Annotated in this window: 19 protein-coding genes; 11 read left to right on the forward strand and 8 right to left on the reverse strand. The window is 67.2% G+C overall.

Going from position 1 to position 17470, the window contains the following annotated elements; genetic code table 11:
* Window positions 1–82: 82 nt before the first annotated feature.
* From QLQ83_RS10900 to cynS, 4 genes are read left to right on the forward strand one after another with little or no spacing between them, the layout of a single operon-like run.
* On the forward strand, window positions 83–1522 hold the full coding sequence (locus QLQ83_RS10900; protein ID WP_282735550.1) for a CmpA/NrtA family ABC transporter substrate-binding protein: 1440 nt from the start codon (window positions 83–85) through the stop codon (window positions 1520–1522).
* Window position 1523: 1 nt separating this feature from the next.
* Complete coding sequence (gene ntrB / locus QLQ83_RS10905) at window positions 1524–2384, forward strand: nitrate ABC transporter permease (protein ID WP_282735551.1); 861 nt, start codon at window positions 1524–1526, stop codon at window positions 2382–2384.
* A gap of 4 nt (window positions 2385–2388) precedes the next feature.
* Window positions 2389–3351 (forward strand): ABC transporter ATP-binding protein, encoded by a 963-nt coding sequence (locus QLQ83_RS10910; RefSeq protein ID WP_282735552.1) that lies wholly within the window; start codon window positions 2389–2391, stop codon window positions 3349–3351.
* On the forward strand, window positions 3344–3784 hold the full coding sequence (gene cynS / locus QLQ83_RS10915) for a cyanase (protein WP_282735553.1): 441 nt from the start codon (window positions 3344–3346) through the stop codon (window positions 3782–3784). The genes QLQ83_RS10910 and cynS overlap by 8 nt, the downstream gene beginning before the upstream one ends.
* Here cynS and QLQ83_RS10920 read toward each other — a convergent pair.
* The gene (locus tag QLQ83_RS10920) at window positions 3769–4617 is read right to left on the reverse strand and encodes a fructosamine kinase family protein (RefSeq protein ID WP_282735787.1); all 849 of its coding nucleotides are present in this window, start codon (window positions 4615–4617) and stop codon (window positions 3769–3771) included. The two genes, cynS and QLQ83_RS10920, sit on opposite strands and share 16 nt — an antisense overlap.
* 152 nt (window positions 4618–4769) lie before the next feature.
* The gene (locus tag QLQ83_RS10925) at window positions 4770–5276 is read right to left on the reverse strand and encodes a fasciclin domain-containing protein (protein ID WP_282735554.1); all 507 of its coding nucleotides are present in this window, start codon (window positions 5274–5276) and stop codon (window positions 4770–4772) included.
* Between the two features lie 258 nt (window positions 5277–5534).
* Between QLQ83_RS10925 and QLQ83_RS10930 the strand changes: the two genes are divergently transcribed.
* Window positions 5535–5846, forward strand: a complete 312-nt coding sequence (locus QLQ83_RS10930) for a YqfO family protein (RefSeq protein ID WP_282735555.1) — start codon at window positions 5535–5537, stop codon at window positions 5844–5846.
* Between the two features lie 53 nt (window positions 5847–5899).
* Here QLQ83_RS10930 and QLQ83_RS10935 read toward each other — a convergent pair whose 3' ends face one another.
* From QLQ83_RS10935 to dctP, 3 genes are all read right to left on the reverse strand, one after another.
* Window positions 5900–7195 carry a TRAP transporter large permease gene (locus tag QLQ83_RS10935; protein ID WP_282735556.1) on the reverse strand — a complete coding sequence of 432 codons (1296 nt, stop codon included), beginning with the start codon at window positions 7193–7195 and terminating at the stop codon, window positions 5900–5902.
* A complete protein-coding gene (locus QLQ83_RS10940) occupies window positions 7195–7722 on the reverse strand; it encodes a TRAP transporter small permease (protein ID WP_282735557.1) in 528 nt (175 codons plus the stop codon). Before QLQ83_RS10940 ends, QLQ83_RS10935 begins: the two co-directional genes overlap by 1 nt.
* Window positions 7723–7789: 67 nt before the next feature.
* Window positions 7790–8806: a TRAP transporter substrate-binding protein DctP gene (dctP, locus tag QLQ83_RS10945; RefSeq protein ID WP_282735558.1), complete on the reverse strand. Its 1017-nt coding sequence runs from the start codon at window positions 8804–8806 to the stop codon at window positions 7790–7792.
* Window positions 8807–9280: 474 nt separating this feature from the next.
* Between dctP and QLQ83_RS10950 the strand changes: the two genes are divergently transcribed.
* Window positions 9281–10036 carry an SDR family NAD(P)-dependent oxidoreductase gene (locus QLQ83_RS10950; protein WP_282735559.1) on the forward strand — a complete coding sequence of 252 codons (756 nt, stop codon included), beginning with the start codon at window positions 9281–9283 and terminating at the stop codon, window positions 10034–10036.
* Window positions 10037–10057: 21 nt separating this feature from the next.
* Here QLQ83_RS10950 and QLQ83_RS10955 read toward each other — a convergent pair whose 3' ends face one another.
* Window positions 10058–10615, reverse strand: coding sequence for an NUDIX hydrolase (locus QLQ83_RS10955; RefSeq protein WP_282735560.1), 558 nt, complete (start codon window positions 10613–10615; stop codon window positions 10058–10060).
* 103 nt (window positions 10616–10718) lie between these two features.
* Between QLQ83_RS10955 and QLQ83_RS10960 the strand changes: the two genes are divergently transcribed.
* The 5 genes from QLQ83_RS10960 (at window position 10719) to QLQ83_RS10980 (ending at window position 15399) form a co-directional block, all read left to right on the forward strand.
* Window positions 10719–11339 carry a CoA pyrophosphatase gene (locus QLQ83_RS10960; RefSeq protein WP_282735561.1) on the forward strand — a complete coding sequence of 207 codons (621 nt, stop codon included), beginning with the start codon at window positions 10719–10721 and terminating at the stop codon, window positions 11337–11339.
* On the forward strand, window positions 11336–12004 hold the full coding sequence (locus QLQ83_RS10965) for a 2OG-Fe(II) oxygenase (protein ID WP_282735562.1): 669 nt from the start codon (window positions 11336–11338) through the stop codon (window positions 12002–12004). The genes QLQ83_RS10960 and QLQ83_RS10965 overlap by 4 nt, the downstream gene beginning before the upstream one ends.
* The gene (locus QLQ83_RS10970; protein ID WP_282735563.1) at window positions 12004–13572 is read left to right on the forward strand and encodes a PAS domain-containing sensor histidine kinase; all 1569 of its coding nucleotides are present in this window, start codon (window positions 12004–12006) and stop codon (window positions 13570–13572) included. The genes QLQ83_RS10965 and QLQ83_RS10970 overlap by 1 nt, the downstream gene beginning before the upstream one ends.
* Before the next feature lie 258 nt (window positions 13573–13830).
* Window positions 13831–14871 (forward strand): fatty acid desaturase, encoded by a 1041-nt coding sequence (locus QLQ83_RS10975; RefSeq protein ID WP_282735564.1) that lies wholly within the window; start codon window positions 13831–13833, stop codon window positions 14869–14871.
* Between the two features lie 189 nt (window positions 14872–15060).
* Window positions 15061–15399, forward strand: a complete 339-nt coding sequence (locus tag QLQ83_RS10980; protein ID WP_282735565.1) for a hypothetical protein — start codon at window positions 15061–15063, stop codon at window positions 15397–15399.
* Window positions 15400–15496: 97 nt separating this feature from the next.
* Here QLQ83_RS10980 and QLQ83_RS10985 read toward each other — a convergent pair whose 3' ends face one another.
* Both QLQ83_RS10985 and QLQ83_RS10990 read right to left on the reverse strand, forming a co-directional pair.
* A complete protein-coding gene (locus tag QLQ83_RS10985) occupies window positions 15497–15889 on the reverse strand; it encodes a hypothetical protein (protein WP_282735566.1) in 393 nt (130 codons plus the stop codon).
* A gap of 26 nt (window positions 15890–15915) precedes the next feature.
* The gene (locus QLQ83_RS10990; RefSeq protein WP_282735567.1) at window positions 15916–17469 is read right to left on the reverse strand and encodes a c-type cytochrome; all 1554 of its coding nucleotides are present in this window, start codon (window positions 17467–17469) and stop codon (window positions 15916–15918) included.
* Window position 17470: the final 1 nt, after the last annotated feature.

The following is a 17470-nucleotide window of genomic DNA, read 5'->3' on the forward strand; positions in this document are numbered from 1 at the left end:
GTACTGGGAGAACACCCCCAGCCGCGCCAGGCATGCACCACCCTGGCGCATGCGCCTCCTTCCACAGCACGAGCGACGTGACATGACCATGAACAACGATCACAACAGTCTGGGTAACCCCTTCGACCACCGCCAATCGCTGATCCATGGACGGCACTGCGACTGCCAGGCGTGCTCCGATGACGCACGGACACCCTCCTCCCCGCACCATCACGACGATTCGCCGCAGGTGACAGCCCCCGAGGCCCGAGCCACGCCACAGGGCCAGGAGGCGATGCTGGACCGCGTGGTGGAGAGCGCGCTGGTGCGGGGGATGTTCGGCCACAGCGACATGCATCGCCGCCAGTTCATGAAGCTGGTGGGCGGCGGCACCGTGGCCGCGGCCCTGGCGACGCTGCTGCCGATGGACGCCATCAAGGCCGCCGTGAAGGAGGGCCTCGGCCCGCTGGAGAAGACCCGCCTCGATGTCGGCTTCGTGCCGATCACCTGCGCCACACCGATCATCATGGCCCACCCCATGGGCTTCTACGAGCGCTACGGCCTGGATGTCTCGGTGATCAAGACCGCCGGCTGGGCCGTGGCCCGCGACAAGTCGCTCAACCGCGAATACGACGCCGCCCACATGCTGACCCCGATGCCGCTGGCGATGACCCTGGGCGCCGGCTCCACCCCGGAACCCTTCATCATGCCGGCGATGGAGAACATCAACGGCCAGGCGATCGTGCTGCACAATGACCACCAGGACAAGCGCGACCCGCAGCAGTGGAAAGGCTTCACCTTCGGCGTGCCCTTCGAGTACTCGATGCACAACTTCCTGCTGCGCTACTACGTCGCCGAGCATGGCCTCGACCCCGACCAGGACATCCAGATTCGCGTGATCCCGCCGCCCGAGATGGTCGCCAACCTGCGCGCCGGCAACATCGACGGCTTCCTGTCGCCGGACCCCTTCAACCAGCGCGCGGTGTTCGAGCGCATCGGCTTCATCCACCTGCTCACCAAGGAGATCTGGGACGGCCACCCCTGCTGCGCCTTCGCCACCAGCCAGCGCTTCGCCACCGAGAACCCCAACACCTACGGCGCGCTGCTGCGGGCGATCATCGATGCCACCCAGTACTCCTCCAACCCCGAGAACCGCTCGGAGATCGCCGAGGCCATCGCCCCCACCAACTACCTGAACCAGCCAGTGACGGTGATCGAGCAGGTCCTCACCGGACGCTACGCCGATGGCCTGGGTGGCGTGCAGAACGTCCCTGACCGCATCGACTTCGATCCCTTCCCCTGGCACTCCATGGCGGTGTGGATCCTCACCCAGATGAAGCGCTGGGGCTATATCGAGGGCGATGTGGACTACCAGCAGGTGGCGCGCGACGTCTACCTGGCCACCGATGCCGAGAAGGTCATGCGCGAACTGGGCTACGAGACGCCCGGGGAAACCTCGCGCAACTACCAGATCATGGGCAAGACCTTCGACTACACCCAGCCCGAAGCCTATGTCGAGAGTTTCGCGATCCGGAGGAGCTGACATGGACCGCACGACCACCGAGTGGAAGTTCAGCCTCAACCTGCGCGCCGGCATCCTCGCCGTGGTCATGCTGGCCGTGCTGCTGGGGCTCTGGGAGGGGCTCAACCATGTGCCTGCGCTGGGCGGCGGCGGGGCCGAACTCAGCGAATACGAGAAGCTGATGGGCGGGGCCGACGAGACCGCCAAGGTACCGCCGCCCTCCGAGATCCTCACGCGGGCCTGGGAGGAGCTCTCCAACCCCTTCTACGATGCCGGCCCCAACGACAAGGGCATCGGCATTCAGCTGGGCTACTCGCTCTACCGGGTGCTGACCGGCTACCTGCTGGCCGCGGTGATCGCCATCCCGATCGGCTTTCTGATCGGCATGTCGCCGCTGATGTACAAGGCGCTCAACCCCTACATCCAGGTACTGCGCCCGATCTCGCCCCTGGCCTGGATGCCGCTGGCGCTGTTCATCATCCGCGATTCGGAGGCCTCGGCGATCTTCGTGATCTTCATCTGCTCGATCTGGCCGATGCTGCTCAATACCGCCTTCGGGGTAGCCGGGGTCAGGCAGGACTGGGTCAATGTGGCCCGCACCCACGAGCTATCGCCACTGAAGACCGCCTTCAAGGTGATCCTGCCCGCCGCGGCCCCGACCATCCTCACCGGCATGCGCATCTCCATCGGCATCGCCTGGCTGGTGATCGTGGCCGCCGAGATGCTCGTGGGCGGCACCGGCATCGGCTACTACGTGTGGAACGAGTGGAACAACCTCGACCTGACCAGCGTGATCTTCTCGATCCTGATGATCGGCGTGGTGGGCATGCTGCTCGACCTGGCGCTGTCGTCCATCGCCCGACTGGTCACCTATCAGGAGTAATCCCATGACCCATGCCTTCGTGGAAGTCCAGCAAGCCGCCAAGCGCTTCCCCGGTGCCAAGGGGGAAGAGGCGCTCACGGTATTCGATAACGTCAGCTTCCAGCTCGACAAGGGGGAGTTCGTCTGCATCATCGGCCACTCCGGCTGCGGCAAGTCGACCATCATGAATGCCCTGGCCGGGCTCGACAGCCTCAGCGACGGCGCGATGATCATGGATGGCCGCGAGATCAATGGTCCGAGCCTGGAGCGTGGCGTGGTGTTCCAGAACTACAGCCTGCTGCCGTGGCTCACCGCGCTGGAGAACGTGAGGTTCGGGGTGCGCGCCCGCTGGAGGGCGTGGGACGAGTCCCGGGTCACCGAGCACAGTCTCGCCTACCTGGAGATGGTCGGGCTGGCGGACGTCGTCGACCGCAAGCCCGCCCAGCTCTCGGGCGGCATGCGCCAGCGCGTGAGCATCGCCCGGGCGTTTGCCACCAAGCCGGAACTGCTGCTGCTCGACGAGCCCTTCGGGGCACTGGATGCCCTCACCCGCGGCGTCATCCAGGACGAACTGATCAAGATCTGGGGCCAGGACCGCCAGACGGTGTTCATGATCACCCATGACGTGGACGAGGCGATCCTGCTGGCCGACCGCATCCTGCTGATGACCAACGGCCCCCAGGCGCGCATCGCCGAGGCCGTGGAGATCGACCTGCCCCGCCCGCGCTCGCGTGCCGAGATCGTCAAGCACCCGCACTACTACAGAATCCGCAACTACCTGGTCGATTTCCTGGTGAATCGCTCGGGTGAGCTGCGCACCGCCGACCTCGACCGGCGCGGCCTGCATTATCCGCGAGTGGTCAACCCGGTCGACGAACGGGACGGGGAGCCCGACGCCTCCGCTACCACCAACGCGGATGCCCCGTCATCCCGCACTCCCGCCAGCAAGCTGGCCACCATCACCCTCAAGGAGACTCATCATGGATAAGCTCGAGATGCGCCACACCCTGCTCGCCGCCAAGGCTCGCAAGAAGATGAGCTGGGACGACATCGCCTCCGCCGTCGGCATGTCACCGGTGTGGGTGGCGTCCGCCTGCTACGGCATGAACAGTGCCAGCCACGCGGTCGCCCACAAGCTGTGCGACGTGCTGGGTGTCGATGCCGAGGCCGCCGAGGCGCTGACGACTTTCCCGACCAAGGCCTGGGACGAGGCAATTCCCCAGGACCCCTTCATCTACCGCCTCTACGAGGTGGTGGGCGTCTATGGCGAGACCCTCAAGGACGTGGTCCAGGAGAGGTTCGGCGACGGCATCATGAGCGCCATCGACTTCACCATGGAGGTCGACAAGGTCGAGGACCCCAAGGGCGACCGCGTGCTGCTGACCCTGAGCGGGAAGTTCCTGCCCTACAAGGCCTGGTAGGCTTCCAGCCGCGATACTGCCCGGTCGACCGCGCCACGATAGCCTCCGCCGAACAGCAGCAGGTGGTTGAGCAGGGGGTAGAGCTGGAAGAGTGTCTCGCGCCCCGGCCAGTCGNCGGCCGGGGCGCCACCGTTCCAGTAGGCCTCGAAGAAGGCCTCCCCGGGTGAGCCGAACAGCGTCAGCATGGCGAGATCCACCTCCGGGTAGTGGCGATAGACCGCGGGGTCGATGAGCGCCGGCCCCTGCGGGGTGTAGAGCACGTTGCCCGACCACAGGTCGCCATGCACCAGGCTCGCCGGGGCATCCGGCAGCCAGGCCTCCAGGCCATGGGCGATGGCCTCGATACGAGCGCGCAGCCGACTCTCCATCAGCCCTCGCGCCTGGCAGGCATCAACCAGGGGCAGCAGGCGGCGATCGCGCTGGAAGGCGCGGCCGTCGGGCAGCGGGGCATTGGGTTGGGGCGTACGCCCGCAGGCATTGTCCCGCGGCCAGCCGTGGGCGTCGCCGGTCTCCGCATGGAGCCGGCGCAGCCCCTCGCCGAGACTCGCCTCGTCACCGGGGGAGCGCCCCGGCGTCAATGCCTCCATGACCAGATAGCCCCCCGCCTCGCCCAGCACCTCGGGCACGATCAGCCCGCTGCGAGCCTCGCGCAGCGCCCGCAGGCCCTCGGCCTCGCCGGCCAGCCGCTCGGGGTCGTCGCGCTTGACCACCACCTCGCCCTGGTCGGTCGCCAGGCGGAAGACCTCGGCAATATCGCCGCCTCCCAATGGCTGCGTCTCGCCCCTTGGCGTCAGTCCGGCATCCGACAGCAGGGAGGCGAGGGTCTCGTCGATCGACATGAGGCAAGGCTCCCTTGATTCAATGCCATGAGGGTCGCCAGTCCATAGAAGACTGTCAAAACCGGGACGAAAAAAGACCGCCCGGAGGCGGCCAGAAGGGGCATTCAAGCAAGGAACAGGGTGTCGACCCGATCGGGATGCCGGGATCACTCGGGCATCAGCACGCCGTCGATCACGTGGATGACGCCATTGCTGGCCTCGATGTCGGCCTGGACCACGGTGGCATCATTGATCATCACACTACCGTCCATGGTGGTGATGGTGATGTCCTGGCCCTGCACGGTGGTGGCGCTGTCGGCCGCCATGGCGTCCTCCGCCATGATCTTGCCGGGCACCACGTGGTAGGTGAGGATCGCCTGCAGCTGCTCCTGGTTCTCCGGCTCGAGCAGGGACTCCACGGTGCCATCCGGCAGGGCGGCGAAGGCCTCGTCGGTCGGGGCGAAGACGGTGAAGGGTCCCTCGCCCTTGAGGGTCTCGACCAGGCCAGCCGCCTCGACTGCGGCCACCAGGGTCTCGAACTGGCCCGCACCCGCCGCGGTGTCGACGATGTCCTTCTTCATGCCGTGGTTGTCGGCCTGCACGCCGCCGGCGAGCATCAGGCCCAGCACGCCGGCGCCGATGAACTGGGAAACAGGAGTGGTGAAGGTCTTCATGGGGCACTCTTCCTCTTTGGCTGACCCCGGACGCGTTGCGACCGGTGGGTTTCGTGGCTTCAGGTCGGTGGCCATCCTCGGCTTCAACCTATACACAACTTAGTCACTGTATAGCTATTGGACAAGTATTATTTTTCCCATCGCCCCAGGGCAACCGACCTCCTGCTCGTGAGCAGGAAGAGGCGCGGCACGGCTGACGCCAGCGCCGTGATATGGCACAAAGGAAGGACATTCATCCAGGCCAGAGGAGTAGAGACCATGTACAAGTTGGCGTTCTTCGTGCCCGTCGCGGACGCCGAGGCCGTCAAGGAAGCCCTCTTCGCCACGGGGGCCGGGCGCATCGGCGACTACGAGGCCTGCTGCTTCCAGACGCAGGGCATGGGACAGTTCCGGCCGCTGGAGGGCGCCGACCCGCACATCGGGCGGGTCGGCGACCTGGAGCAGGTGGAGGAGCTGAAGGTGGAACTGGTCTGCGAGGATGCGCTGATCGATGAGGCGGTGGCCGCCCTAACGGCAGCCCATCCCTACGAGGAGCCGGCCTTCGACGTCTGGCGGCTGGCGGACTTGTGAACAACGACGCCACGGGCCGCAAAGCGCGTGGCGTCTGCCACAAGTCTACGAACCTAGATGAAGCCCAGCAGGCGCGGCAGGAAGAGCGACAGTTCGGGAATGAAGGTGGTGATCAGCATGACCGGTATGCCCACGAAGGCGATCAGTTGCAACGCCGGCGCAAAGGTCTTGTGGATCGACACCCGGCCGATGCGACAGGCCATGTAGAGGATCGGGGCGACGGGCGGACTGTTGGCACCGATCACCACCGAACAGGCCACGATGGCACCAAAGTGCACCGGATGAATGCCGGTGTCCACCATCAGCGGCAGGAACAGCGGCGCCACCACCACCGTCACCGAGACGTCGTCGAGGATGGCGCCGGCCAGGATCAGGAAGACGTTCACTGCGATCAGGATCAGCAAGGGATTCTGGATCAGGGTGGTAATCAGCTCGGTGAGGTCCTGGGGCACCCGCTCGAAGGCCAGGATGCGACCGATCATGAAGGAGAAGAGCAGGATCAGGATGATCGACCCGGTGGTCTCCGCGGCGGCGATGACACTGCGCGAGAAGTGCATGAGTGACTGATCGCGGTAGACCAGAAAGCCGATGACGATGGCCGCGAAGGCTGCCACGGCCGCCGCCTCCGTGGGCGTGAATACCCCGCCGTAGATGCCGCCCAGGATGATGAACGGTAGGCTGAGCGCCGGCAGCGCCCGCCAGGTGGCCACCCCCTTGGAGAGGAGCTTGCCGGTGGCCATGGTCTCGCCGGCCACCTCCTGGAAGAGTCGCCCGCAGGCCAGGCGGTTGGCAAGGATGAGCCCCACGATCAGCAGCAGCGCCGGCCCCACCGTGGCCGCGAACAGCGCCGCCACGGACTGCCGCGTCACGACCGCGAAGAGGATCATGGTGATCGAGGGCGGGATCAGGATGCCCAGCAGCGAGGAGATGCCGAGCAGCGCGGAAGCGTAGCCGCGCGGATAGCCGCGCTGCTCGAGCGGGCCGATCATGATGGTGCCGATGGAGGCCACCGCCGCCGTGGCGGTGCCGGCGATGGCGCCGAACACGCCGGAGGCCAGCACCATGGAGGCGCCCATGCCCCCGCGGCGCCTGCCGACCAGCGTCTCGATGAAGGTCACCAGGCGACTGGCGATGCCGCCGCTCTGCATCAGGTAGCCGGTCAGCACGAACAGTGGTAAGGCGATCAGGATCACCGAGTCCACAGAGCGGAAGCCCTGCATCATCAGGGTATCGAGGTTGGCATCGTAGGCCACCGCCAGGTAGGTCAGCACCCCGGCGAAGGACCAGGCAACGGGCACACCCAGCCCCATCAGCACCAGCAGCAGCAGAATCGCGAACAGGCCTTCCATCAGGACTCCTCCCTGGCCGGCGAATAGCCGGAACGGGCAGCGCGCAGTTCCGCGCCTCCCTGCCAGACATCGCGCAGCGCGTAACAGAAGCAGCCGATGCTGGCGACCATGATGGCCGCCTGGGAGACCCACAGCGGGATAGAGAGCTCCGGGGTGTGCTGGGGACGCTGCACGCCCCAGGCCAGCATGCGCATGGCCCAATAGACGAAGCAGGCACTGATGACCGCCACGATCACCGCCACCAGGGTCTTGTGCAGCGCCTTGAGGCGGGCATCGCGCAGCTGCAGTTCGAGGAAGTCCACCACCAGGTGTTCATGGCGACGGCTCGCGATCAGCGCCCCGGTCATGTAGAGCCACATGCCGGCGAGCATCACCAGTTCCAGGATGCCGACCAGCGACCAGCCGAAGACGTAGCGCGCCAGGATCAGGAAGAGCATAAGCCCCATGACGAGAAGGCTCGTCACGAAGGCGACGGCGTTGAGCAGCCAGCCGACCTTCTCGTCCAGGGCCTTGAAGAAGGGTTGCATGAGGAGGCCCTCGCAACGGGGGCGCCGGCCCGAAAACGGGCCGGCGCCAGGATTCAGGAGGAAAACGTCACAGCGGCGTGGCGTTGGCGCGGATGGTGTCCATGATCTCGGCGCCCAGCTCTTCCTCCATGAGCGGCCAGACCTCGTCCCGGGCGCGGCGAGCGAAGGTGTCGAGGGTTTCCTCGGGCAGGGCAAAGTACTCCATGCCGTCTTCCTGCGCCTTGGCGATATAGTGCTCGTCCCGCGCCCTGGCCTCGACGAACTGCTGTTCCATGATCTCGTGGGCCGCCTCGCTGACCACCTGCTGGTGCTCCTCGCTCAGGCGCTCGTAACTGTCCATGTTCATGGTCAGGATGCCGGTCATGAAGAAGTGCTTGGTGTGGACGTAGTAGTCCAGGGTGTCGCGGAAGTATTCATAGGGCCAGTAGATGACGTTGCCCGCCTCGCCATCCACTACGCCGGTCTGCAGCGCGGTATAGACCTCGCCCCAGTCGATGGCGGCGGTCTGGTAGCCCAGGGCCTGCATGGTCTGGGGCGCCGGGAACACCGGCATGGTACGCACGGTCAGCCCATCGGCGCCCTCGATGTCGAGCGCGTACTGGTCGCGCGATGCCACGCCATTGAACCCCTCCGGCCAGGGGCCGAAGAACTTCAGGCCGATGTCGGCGAAGATGCCGCCAAGCAGCTCGTTGACCCAGCCACCCGGACTGTAGGCCTGGACGGCCTCGTCCCAGGACAGCGTCATGTAGGGGGTATAGATGACCCCGATACGCTTGTCGTAGGAGGTCATCGGCCAGCTGAGCATCATGTCGACACCGCCCGCCACCAGCAGGTCGAAGACCTCCTGCTGCCCGCCCAGCTCGTTCTGGTAGTAGACCTCGACCTCGAGGTCGCCGCCCGACTTCTCCTCGATCAGCCGACGCCACTCGTCGAGGGTATCGCCCGCCGGGGAGCCCTGGGTTCCCGAGTCGGTGGCCAGGCGCAGGGTAGCGGCCTCGGCGGCGAGGGAGGCTCCGGCAAGCAGGAGGGCGGCGGAAAGAGCGGTCAGGGTGGGAAGGAGGCTCCCCTTCTGCTGAAGCGTCATGACGGTATCTCGCGGGCTGTTGTGATTGGCAGGAACTGTTTACCGCTCGCCTGACACCCGGTCAATCGACGCCACGAGGAAGACAATTCAGTCGATAAAACCAGGCAGGAAGCTCAAACTTGATTAACATTTCAAATGGCGTGATTAGTTCCACAAATTCATCCACCCTTCCTGGCGTATGCCGGATGCCTCCTCTCACGGCCGCATCCCGGGCATGTCGCCGCAGCGCGCCTGGAGGTCGCAACGAGGCACGAGATATCGCGACAGCCACGGCGGTGCGAAAATCCTGACGCAGGTCATGGAAATTCTCGACATCCCGCTTTTCAGGCTGGAGCCCGCGACGAGCAGCGCTCAGCGTTGAGGACATCGAGCCGGGCCGCCGTGGGGAAATCATCTCAAGCGGCCACTGGAGACGCCTCGCCGCCCGGCCTATGATGCAGGGTTCGAGACACCATTCTTCGAGGAGGAGTCCCCATGCCCATCGCCATGATCACCGGTGCCACGTCCGGCTTCGGCCGCGCCGCCGCCTACCGCTTCGCCGCCGCTGGCTGGTCGCTGATCCTCACCGGCCGCCGCAGCGAACGCCTGGAGGCGCTCGAGCAGGAACTCGGCGACAAGGTCCGGGTGCTGACCCTCACCCTGGACGTGCGGGATGCCGAGGCGGTGGCCCGCGCGGTCGAGGAGCTGCCTGCAGAGTTTCGCGAGGTCACCTGCCTGGTGAACAATGCGGGCCTCGCACTGGCGCCCAAGCCGGCCCAGGAGGTGGACCTCGCCGACTGGCACACCATGATCGACACCAACGTTACCGGGCTGGTCAACGTCACCCATGCCATGCTGCCGCGCCTGATCGCCACCGGCGCCGGGGCGAGCATCATCAACATCGGCTCGGTGGCCGGCAGCTGGCCCTACCCCGGCGGCCACGTCTACGGCGCCACCAAGGCCTTCGTCGAGCAGTTCGGCTACAACCTGCGCTGCGATCTGAAGGGTACCGGGGTCAGGGTCACCGACATCGCGCCGGGGATGGCCGAGACCGAGTTCACCCTGGTGCGCACCAAGGGAGACCACGCCGCCTCGGATGCCCTCTACCGCGGCACCACGCCGCTGCAGGCCGAGGACATCGCCGAGCAGATCTTCCACGTGGCGACGCTGCCGGACCACATCAACATCAACCGGCTGGAGGTGATGCCGACGCGCCAGACCTGGTCGCCCTTCACCATCGACCGGGACTGAGGCGCTCAGGCGCTGCCCCCGTCAGGCACTGCCAAAGTAGCGCTCGCGATCCTCGGCGGTGATGTCGCTGACATGCAGCGGGAAGGCGGCCTCCCGCCGATCGGCGTAGAAGTGGCGCAAGGTGCGCTCGATGGTCGGGAAGGCGAGCTCATCCCAGGGGATCTCGTGCTCCTCGAACAGCGCCACCTCGAGGCTCTCGGGCCCCGCCTCGAAGCCGCCGGCGAGATCGGCACGGAAGATCATGTAGACCTGGTCGATGTGTGGCAGGTTGATCAGGGTATAGAGCCCATGGATCTCGACCTCGGCACAGGCCTCCTCGCGGGTCTCGCGGGCGGCCGCCTCGACGGTGGTCTCGGCGTTCTCCATGAAGCCCGCCGGCAGGGTCCAGTAGCCCTTGCGCGGGGGAATGGCGCGGCGGCACAGCAGCACCCGGCTGCCGCTCACTGGCAGGGTGCCGGCAACGATGCGCGGGTTCTGGTAGTGAATGGTGCCGCATTCGTCGCAGAAGTAGCGCGGCCGGTCGTCCCCGTCGGGAATCGCGAAGCGCACGGTATGGCCACAGTGACTGCAGAAGTTCATGGCGCTCCCTGGCAGGCTGGCGGGCGGCATGACGGCCACCCGGTCAGGGCTTGACGCCGCTCATGGCGGCCGAGTAGAAGGAATCAAACCCGATGGAAACCCCATGTTAGAGAACCTTCGCGAACGCCTGCAAGCACACCGGCCACGCCGGGTCGGCCTGCGCCTGCCCGAGGCCGCGGTGCTGCTGCCCATCGTCGACCGCCCCGAGCCGACCCTGCTGTTCACCCGCCGCGCCGACCATCTCAATACCCATAGCGGCCAGGTAGCCTTCCCCGGGGGCAAGCGCGAACCACAGGACAGCGACCTGCTGGCCACCGCGCTGCGTGAGTCCTGGGAGGAGATCGCCCTGCCCCCGGAGCGCGTGGAGCTGCTCGGCCGGCTGTCGGACGTGGTCTCGCTGCATGGCCTGCGCGTCACCCCCTGGGTGGGGCTGATCGCGCCCGACCTGCCGCTCGTCCCTGACCCGGGCGAGCTCGACGCCATCTTCGAGGTGCCGCTATCGCACTTTCTCGAGGACCAGCGCACCCACACCGACGTGATCCGGGTGGATGGCCGCGACTACTACGTGCCCAGCTACCGCACCGATGGCCACGTGATCTGGGGGCTCTCCGCGATGATGCTGGTGGAACTGCTCGCCGAGGGCTTCGCCATGCCGATCAACCTCTTCGAGCGCCCGCCGGGCGAGCTGCTCTTCCGCCCCGAGCGCCGGGTCTCAAGCCCATGACGACGACCGCCATCCCCGCCGGCACCGCTCTGCCCCGCGAACGGCTGGCCGAGCTGGTCGACGCCCTGGTGGCGCAAGGCTGGTACGTCGGCGAGGCATTCATCCCCGCGGAGCTGTGCGCCGAGCTCTACCAGGAAGTGGCCGCCATGGCTGACCACGAGGCCCTCGAGGAGGCCGGCGTCGGTCGCGGCCAGGCACACGCCCTGCGCCGGGAAATTCGCGGCGATGCCATCCGCTGGCTGGACCGCGAGAGCCGTGCCCGTCGCCGCTACCTGGAGGCCATGGGCGCGCTGCAGCAGGAACTCAATCGGACGCTGTTCCTGGGGCTCTTCGAGTACGAGGCCCACTTCGCCCACTATCCGTCCGGCGCCTTCTACCGGCGACATCTCGACAGCTTCCGTGGCCGAGCCAACCGGGTGGTCTCCACGGTGGGCTACCTCAACCCCGACTGGCCCGCCGACGGCGGTGGCGAGATGGTGATCTTCGCCGCCGAGGACCCGGAGCGCGAGCTGGTCCGGGTCCGCCCCGAGGCCGGCACCTTCGCCTGTTTCCTCTCCGAGAGCGTGCCCCACGAGGTGCTGCCGACCCGCCTGCCGCGGGCCAGCATCGCCGGCTGGTTCCGGCGCAACGCCTCCCTGGGCGGCCTCGTGGACCCCGCGCGCTGATGACGGATGGGTCCGCGATGGGCGAGGCACAACGACTGCGGGCACGCCTCGCCGAGCTTGAGGCGCACAACGTGGCCCTCGAGGCCGAGAAGGCGCACTACCGCTGGCTCGCCGACAGCACCACCGACCTGATCTCCCGCCACGCCCGGGACGGCACCTTCCTCTACGCCTCCCAGGCGGCCCGGGACCTGCTCGGCTATGAGCCCGAGGTACTGATCGGGGTCTGCGCCTACGACCTCTTCCACCCCGCGGACCTCAGCGACCTGCTCAACAAGTCACCGCGGGTCTACTACCACGACGGCTTCTACCAGCAGACCTACCGCTTCCGCGCCCGGGATGGCCACTACGTCTGGTTCGAGACCACCAGCCGCACGCGCCGCGACCCGGCCACCGGCGAGCTGATCGATATCCTCTGTGTCTCACGGGACGTGAGTCGGCGCATCTGCATCGAGGCCCACCGCGAGCGCCTGGCCCGGGTCGTGGAGTCGACCACCGACTATGTGCTGTTCGTCGACGGCCACGAGCGCATCTTCTATTCCAACGAGGCCGCTCGCCGGCTGCTCTCCCGTCCGTCACGACGCTTCCGGGAAGACAGTGAGGCGCCCCTCGATCAGGCCTACACCCCTGACGCCCTGGCGATATTGCGCGAGATCGTGCTGCCCGCCGTGGCACGCTACGGATCATGGAGCGGCGAGCTCGAGATGCGCGGCCCACACGGGCCCGTGCCGGTGCTCAGCGTAGTGATGGCCCACTCGGCGCTCGGCGCCGAGCCCGACCACCTCTCGCTGCTCAACCGCGATATCGGCCTGCGCAAGGCCGCCGAGGCCCAGGAGCGCCGCCATCAGGAGCAGATCGCCCATGCCAACCGTCTGGCCACCACCGGCGAGCTCGCCTCCAACATCGCCCACGAGCTGAACCAGCCGCTGGGCGCCATCGCCAACTACGCCAGCGGGGCCCTGATGCATCTCGCCGCCGACCCGCCCCGTTCCGTCGATGAGCTACGCCTGCCCCTCACGCGCATCAACGCGCAGGTCCAGCGCCTGGCCGAGCGGCTGCGCCATATCCGGACCTTCGTGCGCAAGGGGCAGACGCGCCCCCGGCCGGTGATGCTGCAAGAGGTCATCGACGCCGCCTGCCGGCTCTGCGAGTGGCAGTACCAGCAGGCCGGCGTGGCGCTGGAGCACGACCTCCAGGACGGCCTGCCCCGGGTGCTGGCCGACCCGGTGGCCCTGGAGCAGGTGCTGGTCAACCTGCTGCTCAACGCCCTGGAGGCGAGCCGCGGCCGGCCCGACGCCGACCGGGTGGTGATCCGCGCCCGGCGCACGGGCCCTCGGGAGGTCGTCCTCACGGTCAGTGACCGCGGCCCCGGTGTACCGGCGTCTGTGCGAGAGCATATCTTCGCCCCCTTCCACACCAGCCGGCCCGAAGGACTGGGGATGGGCCTCGCCATCAGCCACTCGCTGATGGAGGCCATGGGCGGTGACCTGCAGTTGCTGCTCGACGACGGCGCCGACGGTGCCACCTTTGCCGGAACATTGCTCTGCGAACCCGGGACTTCGATACGCTGATGCTTGACGGGGCCATGGCCATGTCCGCGCTGAAGGCCGGTGGGCAAGAGGCGATCATGCGGGGCCATACCGACGAACGTCCCGATATGCGTGCGGTACCGTACAGAAAGCGTGCGTGATGGACGCCAACCTACAGCCTCAGGGCATGCAGATCCGTTGGCCAAGCGGGAGCGGGTCGCAGCGCCCTTCCCCAAGCCCCGGACACGCGCCCCGCAGTGAGCCCAGAATGGCGTGTCGGGTCCGGTCAGGAGCCTGCACATGGATTCCCAAGCGCCGACTATCGACATCACCGCCGAGCCACGGGCATTGAAGCGCGCCCTGGGCGAGTACCGCACGCCACGCCTGGCGCGCAGCGTCCTGGAACTCACGGTCACGGTGATCCCCTTAGCCGCCCTCTGGCTACTGATGTGGGGCACCCTGAGCGCCGGCGTCTGGCTTGGCCTGTTGTTTGCCGTGCCCGCCGCGGGGTTCCTCGTGCGCCTGTTCATGATCCAGCACGACTGCAGCCACGGGTCATTCTTTCGTTCCAGAACTGCCAATGACTGGGTCGGACGAGCCATCGGCGTCTTGACCCTGACGCCCTACGATCTCTGGCGACACAGCCATGCCCACCATCATGCCAACTCCGGCAATCTCGATCGGCCGCGTGTCGGCGGCATCGACACCCTGACCGTGAGCGAGTTCCGAGGCTTGCCGCGAATCCAGCGGCTCCTCTATCGCTTGTACCGGCACCCGCTGGTGCTGTTCGGTGTCGGCCCGACGTACCTGTTCGTCCTGGACCATCGACTGCCAGTGGGTTTCATGCGCGCGGGCTGGATGCCCTGGCTGAGCACCATGAGCACCAATGCGGCGATCGCCCTGCTCGTCACCACCATGATCTGGCTGGTCGGCATGATCCCCTTCCTGCTCGTGCAACTGCCCATCACGCTGCTCGCCTCATCGATCGGCGTCTGGCTGTTCTATGTCCAGCACCAGTTCGAGGACACCCTGTGGGAGCACGACGACGACTGGACGTTCCACGAGGCGGCACTGCACGGCAGTTCCCACTATGACCTGCCGGCCCCCCTGCGCTGGTTCACGGCCAATATCGGGATCCACCATGTTCATCATCTCTGCAGCCGCATCCCCTCCTACCGGCTGTCCGAAGTGCTGCGCGACCATCCCGCACTCCGCCATATCGGCCGTGTCAGCCTGCGAGAAAGCCTGGCGTCGGTGCGGCTCGTGCTGTGGGACGAGGAGCAGCGTCGCCTGGTCTCCTTCGCCGAGACGCACAGGGCGGCCACCGACCGTTCCCGTTAGACCGTGACCTCGTCGAGGAAGCCGTAGTCACTGTCGACGGGCGGCTCTCGGGATCACGATCGCGGGGTGGAACGGATTTGAGGATGGCGTGTATTCTTCCATTGAGCTTGCCGTCCTGCCTGAGGCAGGATGGAGAACAGGGAAACAGGCCAGTAGGGATGAGCCACGGCATACCTCTGGAGGAGCCACATGCAACCGCTGAGCTACTACTACTACGACGTTCTGGAAGGCCTCGAGAAGCCGAGCGATGTCCCGAGGAGCCACCTGCAGGAGGGTTACGACATCCTGTATCGGCATGGCGGGCGCATCGAGATCGACCTGATGCGCAAGGCCGAGGACGGTAATGCTCAGGGCGAGCCCTTCCACTGGTACGAAGATCTCGATGACGAGCAGCGGGCAAAACTCCACAAGGCCCTGGATGGCAGTGACCCGGCGAAGATCCTCAAGATCATGCAGCGCAACGGCTATGCCGGCGTGCTCTACCACCATGCCTGGGAACACTTCCGGAATGGGGCCGGTGCCGAATAGCGACGCATCGCTCTGCGCCATTCTCCACACCGCCGCATATTGTCCAGGGGCCCGCGAGCCATCGCGGGCCCCGTCTTCCTGTCTGACCGGCAGACGCCTAAGGCTTGGCCATCAGGTCCGCTCGCCAGGCCCGCCAGAAGGTCACGCCCTGCAACACGGCCAGTAGCGCCTCGTAGAACGCCAGCAACCACAACGGCCCAGCCGCGAACAGGAAGAACAGTGCGAAGAGGCCCCGGAACAGGGTCGACAGCAGCGCCACCAGGCGGTTGTGCAGTGGCGCCAGGGCGGCCGGCAGGTAGAGCAGCCCCACCGCCAGCATGGCCAGGCCGGCGTAGCGTGGCCAGGTCAGGGGCGCCGTCAGGTCGGCCCCGATGATCTCGAGGAAACCGGCGGGCCACCACCATAGCCACAGGCCGAGCAGCACGTTAAGCGCAATGCCGGCGCGCATCACCCGTCGAAAGGTCCGGAATGCGTCCTGTGAGGTCTGCATAGCGAGGCTCCCTGGCCGGTCGGCCGCTAGAAGGTGAGCAGATAGTCGAGCAGGGCTGCCCGCTCCTCCGCCGCCAGCCCGGTGCCATAGCCATGGCCCTGATTGCCGTTGCCGGGCAGGCGGGTGTCGAAGCAGAAGCCCTCGTCCAGGGGGGCACCCGGGGTACAGTCGGGGGCCACGAAGCCGCCCTTGTCGCCGTCCAGCACGTCCAGGCCACGGACGAAGCCCGTGGGGCGCTCCTCCGGGGGCAGCAGCAGATCGTGCAGGGTCGGCACCGAACCGTTGTGCAGGTAGGGGGCGCGCAGCCAGAGCCCGTCGAGGGGCTGGCTGGCGTAACCGTCGGTCTTGCGGAAGTGGCGGAAGCGATAGCGCTCGTCATCGGCGAACAGGGTGAGCTGGTCGCGACGCAACCTCTCGGTGTAGCTGTCCAGGCGCGCCGGGTCGACATCGAGCGTGGCGTTGGGCACCACCTCGCCAAGCCGCCCACCCTCGAAGACGAAGCGCTCGCCCTCCTGGTAGCCATGGCAATCGGCACACTGGCGCATGTAGAGCGCCTTGCCGGCCGACACACTCTCGGCATCCGGGGCGTGGGGGCTCGGCGGCGGCTCGAGGTCGAGCAGCCAATCGGCCACCCGCTCGATGGCGGCATGGTCGACGCTCTCCTCGGTGACCCCGGCGCCCAGGGCGGCGCTAAGGTTGCGCTCCTGCAGCGAGGCGTTGTTGCCATCCCAGTGCAGGTCCATGCCCTGGCGGGGACGCTGCAGGAAGATCGACGGGAAGTCCGCGGTGCCGATCCGCTCGCCCGCCGTCAGGTCGTCGAGGGTCCGGTCGAACTGGATCAGCTTGTAGGGATTGAAGGTGTCGACCCGCCCCGGCCCCCAGGCCGGCTGCGCCGCCAGCAGCGGAGCGAGCCGCGCCCGGGTCGCGAGCAGCCCCTCGCGCACCCGGGGCAGCACCGCATGACGCCACACCAGCCGCTCGACCCACCCCAGATCCTGGCCCTGCTCTTCCATGGCGGCGAGCACGCTATCCGGCGCCAGCCGCGGGTCATCGGCGACCTCCAGCAGGAAGTCGATGAAGCCGTAGAGGTCCAGATTGTTGGCGGGCATGCCCGAGACCAGCCGCGGCTGCGCCTCGCGGGACTGGCGCACCGTGCCGGTGTGGCACACCGCACAGTTGAGCCAGCCCAGTTCCACGCCGCGCACCTCGCGGGTGCCCACGCCGATGGGGAGGTCGCCCGCCTCCAGGCTGTCGCCCGGGGCGTAGAGAAAGCCGAAGGCCGCATAGCCCTCCTCGCCCAGCGTCTCGGGGAAGAGCTCGGGCAACACTCGCCACAGGCGCACCGGCAGGCCGCTTTCCGGCTCGCTGCCGATGGAGCCGTGGCGGAAGTGCGCCTCCGGGTCGGCGTAGTGGCGCACCGACTCGCCGCTATAGCGCCACAGGGTGGGGACGCCGATCGCCAGGACCAGCACGCCGGCCACCACCACGGCCAGCACCAGCAGGGTCAGCGGCAGGCGCCGACGGCGACGACGGCGGGTTTCGTCCTGCACGGCGGTGACGGGGGGCTCCTGGCGTCTCATG

The sequence above is a fragment of the Halomonas rhizosphaerae genome (genome assembly GCF_030010555.1).
GTDB lineage: Bacteria > Pseudomonadota > Gammaproteobacteria > Pseudomonadales > Halomonadaceae > Halomonas > Halomonas rhizosphaerae.

Excerpts from the sequence above, each read along its gene's own strand:
- QLQ83_RS10980 (WP_282735565.1), top strand. The coding sequence starts at position 15,061 with ATGCAACCGCTGAGCTACTACTACTACGACGTTCTGGAAGGCCTCGAG.
- QLQ83_RS10910 (WP_282735552.1), top strand. The coding sequence starts at position 2,389 with ATGACCCATGCCTTCGTGGAAGTCCAGCAAGCCGCCAAGCGCTTCCCC.
- QLQ83_RS10985 (WP_282735566.1), bottom strand. The coding sequence starts at position 15,889 with ATGCAGACCTCACAGGACGCATTCCGGACCTTTCGACGGGTGATGCGC.
- dctP (WP_282735558.1), bottom strand. The coding sequence starts at position 8,806 with ATGACGCTTCAGCAGAAGGGGAGCCTCCTTCCCACCCTGACCGCTCTT.
- QLQ83_RS10975 (WP_282735564.1), top strand. The coding sequence starts at position 13,831 with ATGGATTCCCAAGCGCCGACTATCGACATCACCGCCGAGCCACGGGCA.
- QLQ83_RS10925 (WP_282735554.1), bottom strand. The coding sequence starts at position 5,276 with ATGAAGACCTTCACCACTCCTGTTTCCCAGTTCATCGGCGCCGGCGTG.
- ntrB (WP_282735551.1), top strand. The coding sequence starts at position 1,524 with ATGGACCGCACGACCACCGAGTGGAAGTTCAGCCTCAACCTGCGCGCC.
- QLQ83_RS10955 (WP_282735560.1), bottom strand. The coding sequence starts at position 10,615 with ATGAACTTCTGCAGTCACTGTGGCCATACCGTGCGCTTCGCGATTCCC.
- QLQ83_RS10930 (WP_282735555.1), top strand. The coding sequence starts at position 5,535 with ATGTACAAGTTGGCGTTCTTCGTGCCCGTCGCGGACGCCGAGGCCGTC.
- QLQ83_RS10950 (WP_282735559.1), top strand. The coding sequence starts at position 9,281 with ATGCCCATCGCCATGATCACCGGTGCCACGTCCGGCTTCGGCCGCGCC.
- QLQ83_RS10965 (WP_282735562.1), top strand. The coding sequence starts at position 11,336 with ATGACGACGACCGCCATCCCCGCCGGCACCGCTCTGCCCCGCGAACGG.
- QLQ83_RS10960 (WP_282735561.1), top strand. The coding sequence starts at position 10,719 with ATGTTAGAGAACCTTCGCGAACGCCTGCAAGCACACCGGCCACGCCGG.
- QLQ83_RS10900 (WP_282735550.1), top strand. The coding sequence starts at position 83 with ATGACCATGAACAACGATCACAACAGTCTGGGTAACCCCTTCGACCAC.
- cynS (WP_282735553.1), top strand. The coding sequence starts at position 3,344 with ATGGATAAGCTCGAGATGCGCCACACCCTGCTCGCCGCCAAGGCTCGC.
- QLQ83_RS10990 (WP_282735567.1), bottom strand. The coding sequence starts at position 17,469 with ATGAGACGCCAGGAGCCCCCCGTCACCGCCGTGCAGGACGAAACCCGC.
- QLQ83_RS10940 (WP_282735557.1), bottom strand. The coding sequence starts at position 7,722 with ATGCAACCCTTCTTCAAGGCCCTGGACGAGAAGGTCGGCTGGCTGCTC.
- QLQ83_RS10970 (WP_282735563.1), top strand. The coding sequence starts at position 12,004 with ATGACGGATGGGTCCGCGATGGGCGAGGCACAACGACTGCGGGCACGC.
- QLQ83_RS10935 (WP_282735556.1), bottom strand. The coding sequence starts at position 7,195 with ATGGAAGGCCTGTTCGCGATTCTGCTGCTGCTGGTGCTGATGGGGCTG.